General features: G+C 36.1%; 16 protein-coding genes. 12 read left to right on the forward strand and 4 right to left on the reverse strand.

Annotated features, from left to right (window positions below):
• Positions 1-11: 11 nt before the first annotated feature.
• The 4 genes from BMZ04_RS09330 (at position 12) to BMZ04_RS09345 (ending at position 4,671) form a co-directional block, all read left to right on the forward strand.
• Positions 12-962 (forward strand): branched-chain amino acid ABC transporter permease, encoded by a 951-nt coding sequence (locus BMZ04_RS09330; protein ID WP_093268610.1) that lies wholly within the window; start codon positions 12-14, stop codon positions 960-962.
• Positions 952-1,740 carry an ABC transporter ATP-binding protein gene (locus BMZ04_RS09335; protein ID WP_093268614.1) on the forward strand — a complete coding sequence of 263 codons (789 nt, stop codon included), beginning with the start codon at positions 952-954 and terminating at the stop codon, positions 1,738-1,740. The genes BMZ04_RS09330 and BMZ04_RS09335 overlap by 11 nt, the downstream gene beginning before the upstream one ends.
• Positions 1,733-2,440 (forward strand): ABC transporter ATP-binding protein, encoded by a 708-nt coding sequence (locus tag BMZ04_RS09340; RefSeq protein ID WP_093269577.1) that lies wholly within the window; start codon positions 1,733-1,735, stop codon positions 2,438-2,440. The genes BMZ04_RS09335 and BMZ04_RS09340 overlap by 8 nt, the downstream gene beginning before the upstream one ends.
• 686 nt (positions 2,441-3,126) lie before the next feature.
• Positions 3,127-4,671, forward strand: coding sequence for a sensor domain-containing diguanylate cyclase (locus BMZ04_RS09345; protein ID WP_093268620.1), 1,545 nt, complete (start codon positions 3,127-3,129; stop codon positions 4,669-4,671).
• Positions 4,672-4,715: 44 nt separating this feature from the next.
• Here the strand turns inward: BMZ04_RS09345 and BMZ04_RS09350 are convergent, their stop codons facing one another.
• Positions 4,716-5,084: a hypothetical protein gene (locus BMZ04_RS09350; RefSeq protein ID WP_093268624.1), complete on the reverse strand. Its 369-nt coding sequence runs from the start codon at positions 5,082-5,084 to the stop codon at positions 4,716-4,718.
• An 88-nt stretch (positions 5,085-5,172) separates the two neighbouring features.
• Between BMZ04_RS09350 and BMZ04_RS09355 the strand changes: the two genes are divergently transcribed.
• The gene (locus BMZ04_RS09355; protein ID WP_093268629.1) at positions 5,173-5,619 is read left to right on the forward strand and encodes an OsmC family protein; all 447 of its coding nucleotides are present in this window, start codon (positions 5,173-5,175) and stop codon (positions 5,617-5,619) included.
• A gap of 744 nt (positions 5,620-6,363) precedes the next feature.
• Here BMZ04_RS09355 and BMZ04_RS09360 read toward each other — a convergent pair.
• Positions 6,364-7,011 carry a PAQR family membrane homeostasis protein TrhA gene (locus BMZ04_RS09360; RefSeq protein WP_093268634.1) on the reverse strand — a complete coding sequence of 216 codons (648 nt, stop codon included), beginning with the start codon at positions 7,009-7,011 and terminating at the stop codon, positions 6,364-6,366.
• Between the two features lie 134 nt (positions 7,012-7,145).
• Here BMZ04_RS09360 and BMZ04_RS09365 point away from each other — a divergent pair, with 134 nt between their 5' ends.
• The 6 genes from BMZ04_RS09365 (at position 7,146) to BMZ04_RS09390 (ending at position 11,927) form a co-directional block, all read left to right on the forward strand.
• Positions 7,146-7,715 (forward strand): DUF1836 domain-containing protein, encoded by a 570-nt coding sequence (locus BMZ04_RS09365; protein ID WP_093268637.1) that lies wholly within the window; start codon positions 7,146-7,148, stop codon positions 7,713-7,715.
• Positions 7,712-9,229, forward strand: coding sequence for an amidohydrolase (locus BMZ04_RS09370; RefSeq protein WP_093268641.1), 1,518 nt, complete (start codon positions 7,712-7,714; stop codon positions 9,227-9,229). The genes BMZ04_RS09365 and BMZ04_RS09370 overlap by 4 nt, the downstream gene beginning before the upstream one ends.
• Before the next feature lie 57 nt (positions 9,230-9,286).
• The gene (locus tag BMZ04_RS09375; RefSeq protein ID WP_093268644.1) at positions 9,287-9,595 is read left to right on the forward strand and encodes a DUF4870 domain-containing protein; all 309 of its coding nucleotides are present in this window, start codon (positions 9,287-9,289) and stop codon (positions 9,593-9,595) included.
• Positions 9,596-9,622: 27 nt separating this feature from the next.
• Positions 9,623-10,444, forward strand: a complete 822-nt coding sequence (gene coaW / locus BMZ04_RS09380; protein ID WP_093268647.1) for a type II pantothenate kinase — start codon at positions 9,623-9,625, stop codon at positions 10,442-10,444.
• A gap of 164 nt (positions 10,445-10,608) precedes the next feature.
• Positions 10,609-10,809, forward strand: coding sequence for a cold-shock protein (locus BMZ04_RS09385; RefSeq protein ID WP_053589685.1), 201 nt, complete (start codon positions 10,609-10,611; stop codon positions 10,807-10,809).
• 653 nt (positions 10,810-11,462) lie between these two features.
• The gene (locus BMZ04_RS09390; protein WP_093268652.1) at positions 11,463-11,927 is read left to right on the forward strand and encodes an SRPBCC family protein; all 465 of its coding nucleotides are present in this window, start codon (positions 11,463-11,465) and stop codon (positions 11,925-11,927) included.
• Here BMZ04_RS09390 and BMZ04_RS09395 read toward each other — a convergent pair.
• Positions 11,924-12,322, reverse strand: a complete 399-nt coding sequence (locus tag BMZ04_RS09395; RefSeq protein WP_093268657.1) for a reverse transcriptase-like protein — start codon at positions 12,320-12,322, stop codon at positions 11,924-11,926. The two genes, BMZ04_RS09390 and BMZ04_RS09395, sit on opposite strands and share 4 nt — an antisense overlap.
• A gap of 124 nt (positions 12,323-12,446) precedes the next feature.
• On the opposite strand from BMZ04_RS09395, the gene BMZ04_RS09400 reads away from it, so the two are divergent.
• Positions 12,447-12,623: a zinc-finger domain-containing protein gene (locus BMZ04_RS09400; protein ID WP_093268662.1), complete on the forward strand. Its 177-nt coding sequence runs from the start codon at positions 12,447-12,449 to the stop codon at positions 12,621-12,623.
• 37 nt (positions 12,624-12,660) lie between these two features.
• Here the strand turns inward: BMZ04_RS09400 and BMZ04_RS09405 are convergent, their stop codons facing one another.
• Positions 12,661-12,864, reverse strand: coding sequence for a cold-shock protein (locus BMZ04_RS09405; protein WP_093268667.1), 204 nt, complete (start codon positions 12,862-12,864; stop codon positions 12,661-12,663).
• Between the last annotated feature and the right edge of the window lie 93 nt (positions 12,865-12,957).

A 12,957-nucleotide genomic window follows, 5' to 3' on the forward strand; every position in this document is an offset into this window, starting at 1 on the left:
GGTATATAGAGATGAAAAAGTCTAAACAGTTTTGGCCATTTATTATAGTAGCTGTATTAGTGTATGTAGTCGTTCAAGTGCTTATTTCAACTGGGATGATGAATCAATTTTATTCTAATACGCTCATATTTATAGCCATCAACATTATTTTAGCAGTCAGCCTACATTTGGTAATTGGGATTACAGGTCAATTTTCTATTGGTCATGCAGGATTTCTAGCTGTAGGAGCATATATATCCGCAATCATAACAATGAAATTACAACTACCTTTTGTAGTAGCAATCATTGTTGGTGGGGTTGTTGCAGCATTAGCAGGACTAATTGTAGGTATTCCAAGCTTACGATTAAAAGGGGATTACTTGGCAATTGCAACACTTGGATTTGCTGAAATTATTCGTATTGTGTTCTTGAATATTGACTATGTTGGTGGGGCTGCAGGTATGCAGGTTTCCCATTTAACAACTTGGACATATGCATTTGTTTGTTTATTTATCACGGTGTTAGTCATCGTAAACTTTACCAATTCACGCCACGGTATCGCAGCTATTTCCGTTCGTGAAGACGAAATTGCATCAGATGCAATGGGGATTAATACGACCTACTATAAGGTAGTAGCGTTTGCGATTGGTTCATTTTTTGCGGGGGTTGCAGGAGCACTATATTCACATAACTTTTATATTATTCAACCTGGACAATTTGGATTTTTAAAATCATTTGATATATTAATATTCGTTGTGCTTGGAGGGCTAGGAAGTTTGTCGGGAGCGATTCTTTCTGCTATTTTACTAACTGTTGTTTCTACGTATCTACAAGGATATCCTGAAACACGTATGATTATTTATAGTTTGGTATTAATCATTGTCATGTTATATCGTCCAAAAGGCTTAATGGGCACGATGGAAATTACGGATTATTTCAAACTTTGGAGAACGCCAAAAGGAGGCGGACAACATGGAAAATAAACCGTTATTAGAAGTAAAAGCAGCCGGTATACAGTTTGGTGGCTTAAAAGCGGTACAAAATCTGGATATTGTCTTAAACCATGGAGAACTTGTCGGTTTAATCGGTCCAAATGGTGCTGGAAAAACAACAAGCTTTAACTTATTAACAGGAGTCTACGTTCCAACAGAAGGGGATATTCTTTTTGATGGAAAACGGATTAATGGATTACCCCCATTCAAAGTAACTAGGATGGGCATTAGTCGTACATTCCAAAACATACGTTTATTTAAAGAATTATCAGTATTAGAAAATGTTAAAGTTGCGTACCATTCGCTTGCAACCCATTCCATCCTTAGCTCTGTATTTCGCTTACCCTCCCATTTTAAGGGGGAACAGGAGATGGAAGAAAAGTCGATCGAGTTTTTAAAGATATTTAATTTAGACAAATATAAAGATGAACTAGCAAAAAATTTACCATATGGGCAACAACGTAGATTAGAAATCGCCCGTGCACTTGCTGCAGGACCGAAACTTCTATTATTAGATGAACCTGCTGCAGGGATGAACCCGCAAGAAACGAAAGATTTAATGGATTTAATCGCGTTAATTCGAGATAAGTTTGATTTAACTATTTTACTTATTGAGCATGATATGAATTTAGTCATGGGTGTTTGTGAACGAATTTATGTACTCGACCATGGTCAGCTTCTTGCAGAAGGTTCACCAGAAGAGATCCGTAACCATCCTAAGGTTATTGAGGCTTATTTAGGGGAGGAAGTTCACGATGGCGATGCTTAAAGTAGAAAATATAGATGTATTTTACGGTAATATTCAAGCGCTTAGAGATGTATCTATTGAAGTGAATGAAGGCGAAATCGTTACATTAATCGGGGCAAATGGTGCTGGGAAAAGCACATTGTTGAAAACTTTGTCAGGATTATTAAAACCTAAAAATGGTAAAATTCATTTTCTAGACAAATCGATTTCTGGTAAACAAGCACAATCGATTGTAAAGGCCGGGATATCGCATGTTCCTGAAGGACGCCGTGTATTTGCCAATCTTACAGTAGAAGAAAACCTAGAATTAGGAGCATTTTTACGGAAGGATAAGGCAGGCATTCATAGTGATATGCAAAAAGTGTACGAGATTTTCCCAAGATTATTAGAGCGTAAAAAACAACATTCAGGTACACTTTCTGGTGGGGAGCAACAAATGCTTGCAATGGGCCGTGCTATAATGGCAAAGCCAAAGCTAGTCTTACTAGATGAACCATCGATGGGTTTAGCTCCTTTAATGGTTAAAACAATCTTTGAAGTAATTAAAGATATAAACCGCGATGGTACAACCGTTTTATTGGTCGAACAAAACGCAAACATGGCACTGTCGGTAGCGAGTCGTGGGTATGTAATCGAAACGGGCAAAGTCGTTCTATCAGGCGCTGCGGGAGATTTACAAGCAAGTGAAGAAGTACGCCAAGCCTATTTAGGTGGGCATTAATAAAGAAAAGTGTATGTTAGAGGAATACAGCCTAAGTTCGCGACGAGCTTGCGCAGAAGCTGGAACGATACTGAATATAAAGGTTATATTTTCTTATATTTTAAAAGAAGACTTTCACTAAGTTCTAGTAACTTGGTGGAAGTTTTTTTATACTTTTAGAAATTATAAAATCTATGGCATGTGGATTATTTTCCCCGAACAATATAGAGTTCACCTTTTTATATGGAGCTTCATATAGGAATAATGCCTTCAAAAAACTCTATTAGATGAACGCTATCATTTCTGTTCAGTTGGACGCTTTCCACGGGCATAGCTTCGGGCAACAAGATGTTGGTCACAAAAGCGTTGAGGCCCACGGGATGTGGGTCATGCAATCGTTGCCGTAGGAAGCGGCGAACTTAGATTGCCTTCCTTTTGATGTGGCGAACTTAGCCTTCGTTCTTCTGGTGAGACAGATGGAGCAATCACAACGTACGCGTAAGCGGCGGTAATGGCTCATCGCTCCCCTCGCTAAAAAGCGTCCGCCCTGCAGCAAAATCCTAGCGGAAGCTGTTTTGTTACGCATTTCTTTTTGTGATATATCTCATATATAATTAGTTTTTTATTGTAAAATTATTTGATTGAGAAGGAAATACAAAAGTTCAAATGCTATAATAATTTGGAATGCTTTTTGAAGGGGAAATCAAATGAACAAAACACTTAAATTTTGGATACTCACACTGACTACTTTTACAATGATAGCTATTTTAAGTAGTTCCCTTTTTTCTAGTTATCTAGTAACGAAAAAAAGTTTAATCGAAAACTCATTAGAGCAAAATGAAATGTATGCGCTAAAATTAGGGAAAATGTCTGAAGAAGTTTTTAAAGCAATGGAAGCAAACCTAGAAGCGAGAAAACCAGATGTAATTGCTCATATCGATAACCCGAAGGAACTAACTAGAATATTAGACCAGTTACTAATAAGTGGGAAAAATTTTAATTCGCTTTCTGTTATTGGAAGTGATAGCATCGCAATAGCAACATCGCCGAACGTAGGAATCTCTGGTAATAAAATTGAATCTCCAGGAGTAGTGGAAGCACTTCGCAAAAAAGAAAGTTTTATTTCGAAACCGTATAAAGCTATAACGGGTCGACTTTTAATACTTGTGTCTACACCATTGTTTGATGAATCAGATACATATCTTGGCATGTTAAATGGTACTATTTATTTACAAGAAGATAATTTCATTCAAAATATTTTGGCGGAGCATTTTAGTGAAGATGGTTCCTATGTTTTTGTAGTAGATGAACAAGGCACTTTAATCTATCATCCAGACAAAAAAAGAATAGGTGAAAATGTAAGTGAAAATAACGCAATTCAAAAAATAATGAATAAAAAAAATGGAGCTCAAGAAATATATAACACACAAGGAACACATTTATTAGCTGGATATTCATATATTCCCGAAAGTAAGTGGGGTGTCGTTTCTCAAACTCCTTTTGAAAGTAGTCTACAACCTCTAAACGGGATTATGACAAAAATGTTTATTTACTCGTTGCCATTTGTTATTCTATTTTTTGTGTTAGCCTATTTATTATCGGAAAAACTTGCTTCACCTTTGAAAAAGTTGGCGATATCTACCATGAATTCTTATGTAGAAGATGTATCTGTGGATAAAATAAAAATTTCAACTTGGTATTTCGAAGCAAAACAACTGACGGAAACTATTGATAATTATCGAAAACTACAAGAGGAAGAAGTCGCGAATTTTAAGAATCAGTCGATGACAGATCCGCTTACGGGATTGAAAAATAGAAGATATTCTGAGTTATTATTCGCTGATTTATTGGAACAAAATAGTTCATTTTCTATAATTAGCATTGATATTGATCATTTCAAAAGAGTGAATGATGAGTATGGACATCAAATAGGCGACGAGACATTACAATTTTTAGCGAGCAAAATGATGTCAATTGTTTCGGATAATGATGTTTGTGTCCGACTTGGTGGAGAAGAGTTTGTTATGATTCTGCCAAATTACTCATTAGATGAGGCATTTAATCTAGCAGAAAAGTTTAGAAATGAAATAGAAATGAGTGTCCTTCCGATGAACAGAAAGATGACAATTTCCGCTGGAGTTGGGGAGTATAAAGCAAATAAAGAAAGTGTGAGTGAACTCTTAAATCGAGTTGATGAGGCGTTATATGTAGCCAAATCTGAAGGAAGAAATAAAACAATTATTTCTCCTTGAAAAAGAAGTTTTTCTCGCTGATATGGCGGAAAAACTTCTTTTTTTTACTTATTTTTCTTCATGACATACAAAATACCTTCTACTATTAATCCTATTACTAAACCAAAAGAAGTAAGGATGAATAACGATAGAATTCCGACGAGATCACCAAATTCTTCTGTTCCTTTTAGAAATGAACGAAATAATTCAATGAATCCAATAGCAAGACCTATCGTAAATATGTAAAATCCCTTATGTAATTTAAATGTTAACAAGGCACCAGCTATTGCGCCGACAGCAATTGAAAATGCAGCAAAAGCGACGAAGTTGATGATGACTAAATCTTGACCAAGTACATATTTTACACCTAAAATAAGTAAAAACATCGATAAAACAATTATAATACCAGCAATTTTATTGTAATTTTTTAGCAAGAGGGTTCCCTTCTTTCTCTTAACTAATCATACTGGAAATCTTTTATTTTTCCAACTACTGAATAAATCACCGAAAGGAATGATATGAATGGCAGAACATTATTTTCATCTAAAAGCAAATTGGCCAGGAAATCGAAATGATGTAGGGGAAATACATGCAGATCAATTATCTACAAAAGTATCAATACCAAAGGAAATGGACGGTCCGGGGATTGGAACAAACCCAGACGAAATGCTTCTAGGAGCAGCTGCGACTTGTTATATTATTACGCTTGCTGCAATGCTGGAACGTAGTAAAATTGTTAAGCATGCACTTGATATGGAGTCAACCGCAGTAGTAGATGTCACGAACGGCGTGTTTACATATAAAAAGATTATTCATCGTCCATTGATTGTCATTGACAATGAAAATGATCGAGCAATAACTGAGAAACTAGCCAAAAAAGCAGAAACATCCTGTATGATTAGCCGTGCAATAAAAGGAAATGTCGAAATTCAACTGGAACCAACTATCTCAATTCATTTGGAAAAGTAAAATTTATAAGCCCTTTGACTTGGTCAAAAGGCTTTTTTTCATACTCAGTAAATTATAAAGTAGATGTATTCCACTATTTAGAAAAAATGCGTAGCAAATAGTACTGCTAAGATTTATCATGGAGGCAGTTGATTTCCGCTCCAGGCGGACGCTTTCCGCGGGCATGACTTCAGCCTCCTCATCGCTTCGCTCCTGCGGGGTCTTCAGCTCATGCTATTCCCGCTGGAGTCGCCGCCTTGCGCTTCAATCAACAAAATGTGCTGACTAATTAGTATCTTAGCTTAATATAGTCACCGCATTAAATCCAATTCTTCAAAGAAAACTCTAATAAATGGATGAATGTAATAAATTTACCATTGAACATTTCAACTTGATCTAACAGATGCTATGAGTCCGGTAGCTTATGTAATGTGTATTAAATAATCTTCACTAAATCACTGATAGGAGGATGTTGATAGACTTATTGCTTTATTCGATTCAGCTATTTATTAGTTAGCAAGCAAGCTCCACTCATTTTCGCAGCAGGCGGCGACTCCAGCCGGATGAGTGAGACAGATGAGACATCACAACGTACGCGTAAGCGGCGGTGATGGCTCATCGCTCACCCGGCGGAAAGCGTCCGCCTGCAGCGAAAATCATAGCGGTAACCTTATAGAGCTTTTTAAGAAGCATTATTCCTATACTGACTACATCCCCGGAGTCTTGGAAAACAAGATACACATAAAGGTCACTTACGTTTTTTAATCAAATCACATATACAAACACACAGATAAAATGACTAATAGTCCCAAATAAAATGAAAATATGAAAAATCTCATGGAACCCTAACTTCTTGATGAATGGAATATTTGGTTTTACACCATAAATAACTCCACCGATTGTATAAAAAATTCCTCCTAATATTAGAAAGAAGATACCTTGTGTACCAAGCACTGCCGCAAGCGGAGAAGCTAAAAAGACAATGATCCATCCCATTCCAATATATAAAGCGGTAGAAACCCATCTTGGGCAATTGAACCAAATCATCTTAAACAATATACCGCTAATTGCCATAATTGAGATAATACTAAACAACATAAAACCAGTAGTACCTTTTAATGCGACTAAGCAAAAAGGTGCATATGTACCTGCTATTAATAAATAGATCATCGAATGATCCAATCGTCGTAACCGATGAATCACATGATCTTTTGCTATGACCATATGATAAGTTGCCGATGATGCATACAATAAAATCATACTCACACCAAATATAACGAGTGCAGTAATCGTTAAACCTGATGCATCTAGTGCAGTTCCTTTTACAATCATTGCGATTAAAGCGAAAACACCAAGAATTGCGCCAAAAAGATGTGATAATCCATTAAATGGTTCTCTTATATACTTCTCCAATATAATACCCCCGTAACAACAAGTAGTTTTTATAACTACTTAAAATAATATACTCATCTCAATAGATAGTCAAATGTTTACTGAAAACTCTTTTTGCGATACGATATTAACAAGTTAGCAACGGAGGAATATACATGAACAAATCAGATGAACTCGTAAACAGACTTGGACTTGACGCAACGATTCATGCGGAAGAAATACCAGATATCGATCTATATATGGATCAAGTTATTCAATTATTTGTTTCTAAATTTGGTCCAACCCTACGAAATGATGATGAAAAAGTATTAACAAAAACAATGATTAATAACTATGCGAAAGGAAAATTATTTATCCCGATCAAAAATAAAAAATATTCCAAGCAGCATATTATGTTAATTAACTTAATTTATCAATTAAAAGGGGCATTATCTATTAATGATATTAAGACAACTATGGATCCTATCAATGAAAAAATAGGTAAGGATGATTTTAATTTAGAAGATTTTTACTCGTACTCAGTCGCATTACAACAAGGCAATGCCCAAAGTTTTTTAGCAGAAATGAAAGCGCATGAGCAAGAAATCGACCAGTTTGAAATTGGAGATGATTTGAAGCACTTACTGTTTATCACGTCACTTGCAAGTATGAGCAATGCATATCGAAAGGCAGCAGAACTATTAGTGGATGACTTAATAGCGGGTAAAAAGGAGCCTAAAAAATGAAAATACTTTGGACAGACGGACCTATTTTTACAATGGATGTTAGTGGAGAACAAGTAGAAGCTGTGTTAGTGGAAAACGGAAAAATTATTCAAACCGGAACGAAAGATCAATTGTTGCATCTAGCGGATCAAATCCATTCATTACAAGGTGCTGCGATGTACCCGGGCTTTGTAGATAGTCATATTCACTTAATCGGTCATGGGGAAAAATTAACCTATTTAGATTTATCCACTTTTTCTTCTATTCAAACAATCGTGTCAGCAGTAGCCCAACATGTAAATAAAGGGGAGTGGTATGTTGCAGAAGGTTGGAATGATAATAAGTTAGTAGAAGGTCGTCCAATCACTTGTAAAGATTTAAATGAAATGAAAGAAACACCTGTTGTCTTAAAAAGAATTTGTAGGCATGTTCTAGTAGCAAATTCAAAGGCAATGGAGTTAGCAGGAATTACAAAAGACACACCGAATCCTATAGGCGGTATTATCGGAAAAGATGAGCATGGCAATTTGAATGGACTATTTTATGATGAAGCACAACAATTAATTACGTCCTGTATTCCAGCAGTAACAACCGATTATTTAAAACATGTCATTCAAGCAAGTGTTACCGATTTACAATCAAAAGGACTAACGGGAGTGCATACAGAAGACATGGCATATTATGGTCCATACACTGTTCCACTAGAAGCATTTCGCCGAACAATAGGAACAAGTTTTCGAACCCATTTGCTTCGACACCACGAAGTATTTGAGCAAATGCAAGGAGAAGAGCCCACGGATTTTATCGAGTTTGGTGCAATGAAAATATTTATCGACGGGTCACTTGGAGGGCATACGGCTTTACTTTCTGAAGATTACTCAGATTCTCCTGGAAACAAAGGAGTTGCCGTCCATGATAAGAAAAAGTTAGAGAATCTCGTAAAACTAGCAAGAAAATATAATGAAAATATTGCGGTACACGTTATAGGTGACAAAGCAGTAGAGATTATTCTAGATTTAATTGAAAATTATCCAGCGCCAGTTGGTAAAAAAGATAGACTAATTCATGTGAATGTACTTACAGAAGATTTATTAAATAGAATGGCTAAATTACCGGTAGTCTTAGATATTCAACCAATGTTCGTACCATCCGACTTTCCATGGGTTATCGATCGTTTAGGAAAAGAGCGTTTAACTTGGGCGTACGCTTGGAAAACTTTATTAGAAAAGGGCTTTGATTGCTCAGGAGGTTCTGATTCACCAATCGAGCTTGCTGATCCATTGCTTGGGATGGATGCGGCAACCAATAATGTACACTTGCCAAATCAGGAACTAACAGCATTTGAAGCAATTTCATTATTTACAACTGGAAGTGCAAGAGCAATTGGAAAGGAGCATGTCCGTGGCAAGATTCTGAGTGGTTATGATGCTGACTTTACAATTGTCGATCAAGTGTTAACAAAGAAGACATTTGTCACGTCGAAAGTATTACAAACGATTGTAAATGGAGAAATTGTTTTTAATAGAAAAAAATGAAACTTTTTGTCTCTTCCTATCGTAAATTAGAAAAAGAAGAAAGGAGTTCGATATTGCATGCAAAATACAGGATTAAAAGTTCTACTACATGCAAGTACTTGGTTCGCTCCATTTCTAGTTCCCTTTATCTTGTACTTGGTCGTGGATGATGACGAGATTAAAAAGCTTTCTATACAAGCGGTGCTATTTCAGCTCGTGATGTCGGTACTAATTACCGTCTCTATATTATTAATTATTTTATTAATTGGTATCCCGATGGTCATTATTTTTGGTATAATGGCATTTGTTGTTCCAATTATCGGAATAATTAAAGCGATTAATGGAGACGAGTTTGACTATCCGATTGTTGGCTCTTGGATTAAATAAGTCTCCTATTATAAAAGGGGAATTTGTATGACTACTAGAATTGGCATTGATGCAGGTGGAACGTTAACGAAAATAGCTTATTGGGATGAAAAAAAAGAAATGTCCTTTGAAAGTTTTCTTTCATCCGATTTTAAAGCAGTAAAGGATTGGCTTGATTCAAACCACTCGTTAGCTTCTATCTGCCTCACTGGTGGTCGAGCAGCACAATTAAAAGAATATCTTTCTTCGATAAATGAAATCCCTTACATAGTGGAATTTGATGCGACGATGAATGGAGTCATGTATCAACTAAAAGAAGAAGTCATTACTAGTGAAGCCGCAATTATTGCGAATATTGGTACGGGAACATCTATACATATTATGCAAGGTGAAATACATAGTCGTATAGGGGGAACTGGTGTAGGAGGAGGAACCCTCCTTGGTTTAGGATCCGCTCTAACAGGTATTCAAAATTACAAAAATATAATTGAACAATCTAAATTAGGAAATCGAGCATCTGTAGATATTTTAGTGAGTGATATATATCAAAATAATAAACTTCCAATAAAAGGTTCTTTAACAGCCAGTAATTTTGGTGGGGTTGCGCTAAAAACAAATGATGTTAGAAACAGTACAGATTTGTTAGCTGGAGTGCAGGGGATTATTGGAGAGGTAGTTGCTACGCTATGTATTCAAGCGGCTGACGCACACCAAGTAGAAGATATCATTTATATTGGTTCCACATTAGAAGAAAATGAATTATTACAAAAAATAATTGAATCGTATACAATTTTAAAAGAGAAAAATCCAATCTTTTTGGAACAGCACGGATATAGTGGAGCGATTGGTGCATTGTTAGAAAATAAATAAAAAGAATTAGGTATAAGTGTTGCATTATAGGAGAGCGCGTGTTATATTTAAAGAGGATTATTTTTGTTCGGTTAGTTAGTAGGTGGCAACACTTTTACTTAACAGTGTTGAGCAAGGATAGTAACAAAATGTGTGCGAAAATTGCACACGAGGAGGAAACACACATGGAACAAGGTAAAGTAAAATGGTTTAACTCAGAAAAAGGATTCGGATTCATCGAGCGCGAAGGCGGAGACGACGTATTCGTACACTTCTCAGCTATCCAAAGCGAAGGTTTCAAATCTCTTGACGAAGGTCAAGAAGTAACTTTTGAAATCGAGCAAGGCCAACGCGGTCTTCAAGCTACTAACGTAGTTAAAGCTTAATTTTAAACCTAAACTTTAACAGGCTCTCTTAGGGGAGTCTGTTTTTTTGTGTAGAAATTTAAACAACTATGACATGTGGATAACATCCTCTTCACAACAAATGGTTTGACACTGTTTAGGGATAATGCGTCGTAAGAAGTATCCGCTAGGATTTCCGCTGGAGTCGCCGCCCTTCCGCAAAAATCAGAGGAGCTTGCTGACTGATTAGTTTCTCGCTTGATAAACCAAAAGTTTGATTAGAATCGAAGAGGGAAATCCAATATTAGTAAATATCTCGTAAAATGATCCGGTAAATGGCTAAGAGCGACCAATTTATGTGCGGGAGCAATCCATTAATATTGTGAAAATTAACACTATTATTTGGTAATTGATAACATATTTAAGCTCATGTTCACTGTTTAATAAGCAATTTTTTTCATATAGTGATAGCTGCCGCTTTTACCTTCGCGCAGCGGTTCTAATATTTCTTGTTGGTTTGGTGTTTTAGCAAAACGCTAATTAGCTAGCATATTTCGTTGATTGAAGCGGAAAGCGTCCGCCTGGAGCGGAAATCAACTGCACTTGCGGTATTCCACTGCGACGCATTTCCCTGAAGTGCATCATAGGCTTTATCTGTGTTATGGTTTACAATTTTAGTTTTAGGAGCAGAAGAAATGAAAAAGTGGAAAAAAGAAATTAAGCTTAACGTTCCAATCGAATTTGCTTGGACTTATTTTTATGGCGATGTAGAAAAAAAGAAAAAAATCTTTCCGAAAGTAATGGGAGAGGAATTTCTAGAAAAAACCGATCAAGTAGTTGGATCCGTTATCCATCAGACGTATCATAATGGTTCGTTAACGGAACAATATGAAATAACGATTCAAAAATATACAAACGAACCAAATAATAAAATGATACAGGAAAGCTTTATACTAAATGATCGCTTTCGGATGACAATTGACTATGAATTACAAATGATAGATGATACAACGACAAAGTTCATCTACACATCAATCAATAAGCCCAAAAACCCGCTACTCAGTCTCTTTCAGTTATTTGGAAGCGATGAAGTAGTAGTGAACTTTATGAATCGTACAAAAGATACCATTGAAACTGCATACCAAACAACTGCCAATTAACTTTTCGGCAGTTGTTTAAATACGGCTTCTCTAGCTAGTGCATGAGCAGCTTTATTTTGGTCGTCCGGAATCCATTTTATAAAAAATAAATCAAATGTATCGCTAATCGCTAAGATTTTTTCTAATATAGCTGCAAATTCCGCATTTTTAGCATAACGCTTCTCAACAGCAGCTAGTACGATTTGAGAATCCGTTCGAACTGAGACCATCATAGGAGACAATTTTTGTGCTTCTTCTAAACCTCTAAGTAGTGCAATAAATTCTGTTGTATGATTCGAATAATCTCCGATGAACTCACTAAACTTCAAATGATGTCCTTCACCTTTAATGAAAATGCCAATCCCACTTGGACCTGGATTTCCAGTAGTCGAGCCATCAATATAAACTTCTAACATGCAAATCCCCATTTCATAATTTCATACGAGTTATCATCTGTTTTAGTTTGAACGATTTATAGCATACTTGCAAACAAAAGAAACATAATAGTACAATTATGAAGGTAGTGAGGAGCGTAAACAAATGAAAAATACACAAATTATTAATGAAATTGATCTTATATTACAAACGTATTGTGATGGCTGTTTTGTGCGAGCGCAACTTAGAAAAGAAAAAGGAAAGACATTTGCACACCACTTTTGCATTCATAGCTGTACGGTTGGGGAAGAGATCAAGCAAAAGGGAGAAAAACTTCAGTAAAAAAACCCACGACCATTTGTCGCGGGAAGAACCGTTTCTAACTATTTTTAATTACGTTTGCAGCTTGAGGTCCACGGTTTCCTTCAACAATTTCGAACGTAACGTCTTGTCCTTCTTCGAGTGCTCGAAATCCTTCGCCTTGAATACCTGTAAAATGGACAAATACATCTTCCCCATCATTATACTCGATAAATCCATAGCCTTTTTCATTATTAAACCATTTTACTTTCCCCTGTTGCATAAACGTTCCTCCCTCGGTCCATTAAAAATTCTGATAATGGATAAATATACTATATAGTAAATGACAACTATCGTCAATAATATGTCGAATTTT

The sequence above is a fragment of the Psychrobacillus sp. OK032 genome (genome assembly GCF_900111345.1).
Classification (GTDB): domain Bacteria; phylum Bacillota; class Bacilli; order Bacillales_A; family Planococcaceae; genus Psychrobacillus.

Bases quoted from the DNA above. Each gene is read 5' to 3' on its own strand.
- BMZ04_RS09330 (WP_093268610.1), top strand. From the start codon at position 12: ATGAAAAAGTCTAAACAGTTTTGGCCATTTATTATAGTAGCTGTATTA.
- BMZ04_RS09335 (WP_093268614.1), top strand. From the start codon at position 952: ATGGAAAATAAACCGTTATTAGAAGTAAAAGCAGCCGGTATACAGTTT.
- BMZ04_RS09340 (WP_093269577.1), top strand. From the start codon at position 1,733: ATGCTTAAAGTAGAAAATATAGATGTATTTTACGGTAATATTCAAGCG.
- BMZ04_RS09345 (WP_093268620.1), top strand. From the start codon at position 3,127: ATGAACAAAACACTTAAATTTTGGATACTCACACTGACTACTTTTACA.
- BMZ04_RS09355 (WP_093268629.1), top strand. From the start codon at position 5,173: ATGGCAGAACATTATTTTCATCTAAAAGCAAATTGGCCAGGAAATCGA.
- BMZ04_RS09365 (WP_093268637.1), top strand. From the start codon at position 7,146: ATGAACAAATCAGATGAACTCGTAAACAGACTTGGACTTGACGCAACG.
- BMZ04_RS09370 (WP_093268641.1), top strand. From the start codon at position 7,712: ATGAAAATACTTTGGACAGACGGACCTATTTTTACAATGGATGTTAGT.
- BMZ04_RS09375 (WP_093268644.1), top strand. From the start codon at position 9,287: ATGCAAAATACAGGATTAAAAGTTCTACTACATGCAAGTACTTGGTTC.
- coaW (WP_093268647.1), top strand. From the start codon at position 9,623: ATGACTACTAGAATTGGCATTGATGCAGGTGGAACGTTAACGAAAATA.
- BMZ04_RS09385 (WP_053589685.1), top strand. From the start codon at position 10,609: ATGGAACAAGGTAAAGTAAAATGGTTTAACTCAGAAAAAGGATTCGGA.
- BMZ04_RS09390 (WP_093268652.1), top strand. From the start codon at position 11,463: ATGAAAAAGTGGAAAAAAGAAATTAAGCTTAACGTTCCAATCGAATTT.
- BMZ04_RS09395 (WP_093268657.1), bottom strand. From the start codon at position 12,322: ATGTTAGAAGTTTATATTGATGGCTCGACTACTGGAAATCCAGGTCCA.
- BMZ04_RS09400 (WP_093268662.1), top strand. From the start codon at position 12,447: ATGAAAAATACACAAATTATTAATGAAATTGATCTTATATTACAAACG.
- BMZ04_RS09405 (WP_093268667.1), bottom strand. From the start codon at position 12,864: ATGCAACAGGGGAAAGTAAAATGGTTTAATAATGAAAAAGGCTATGGA.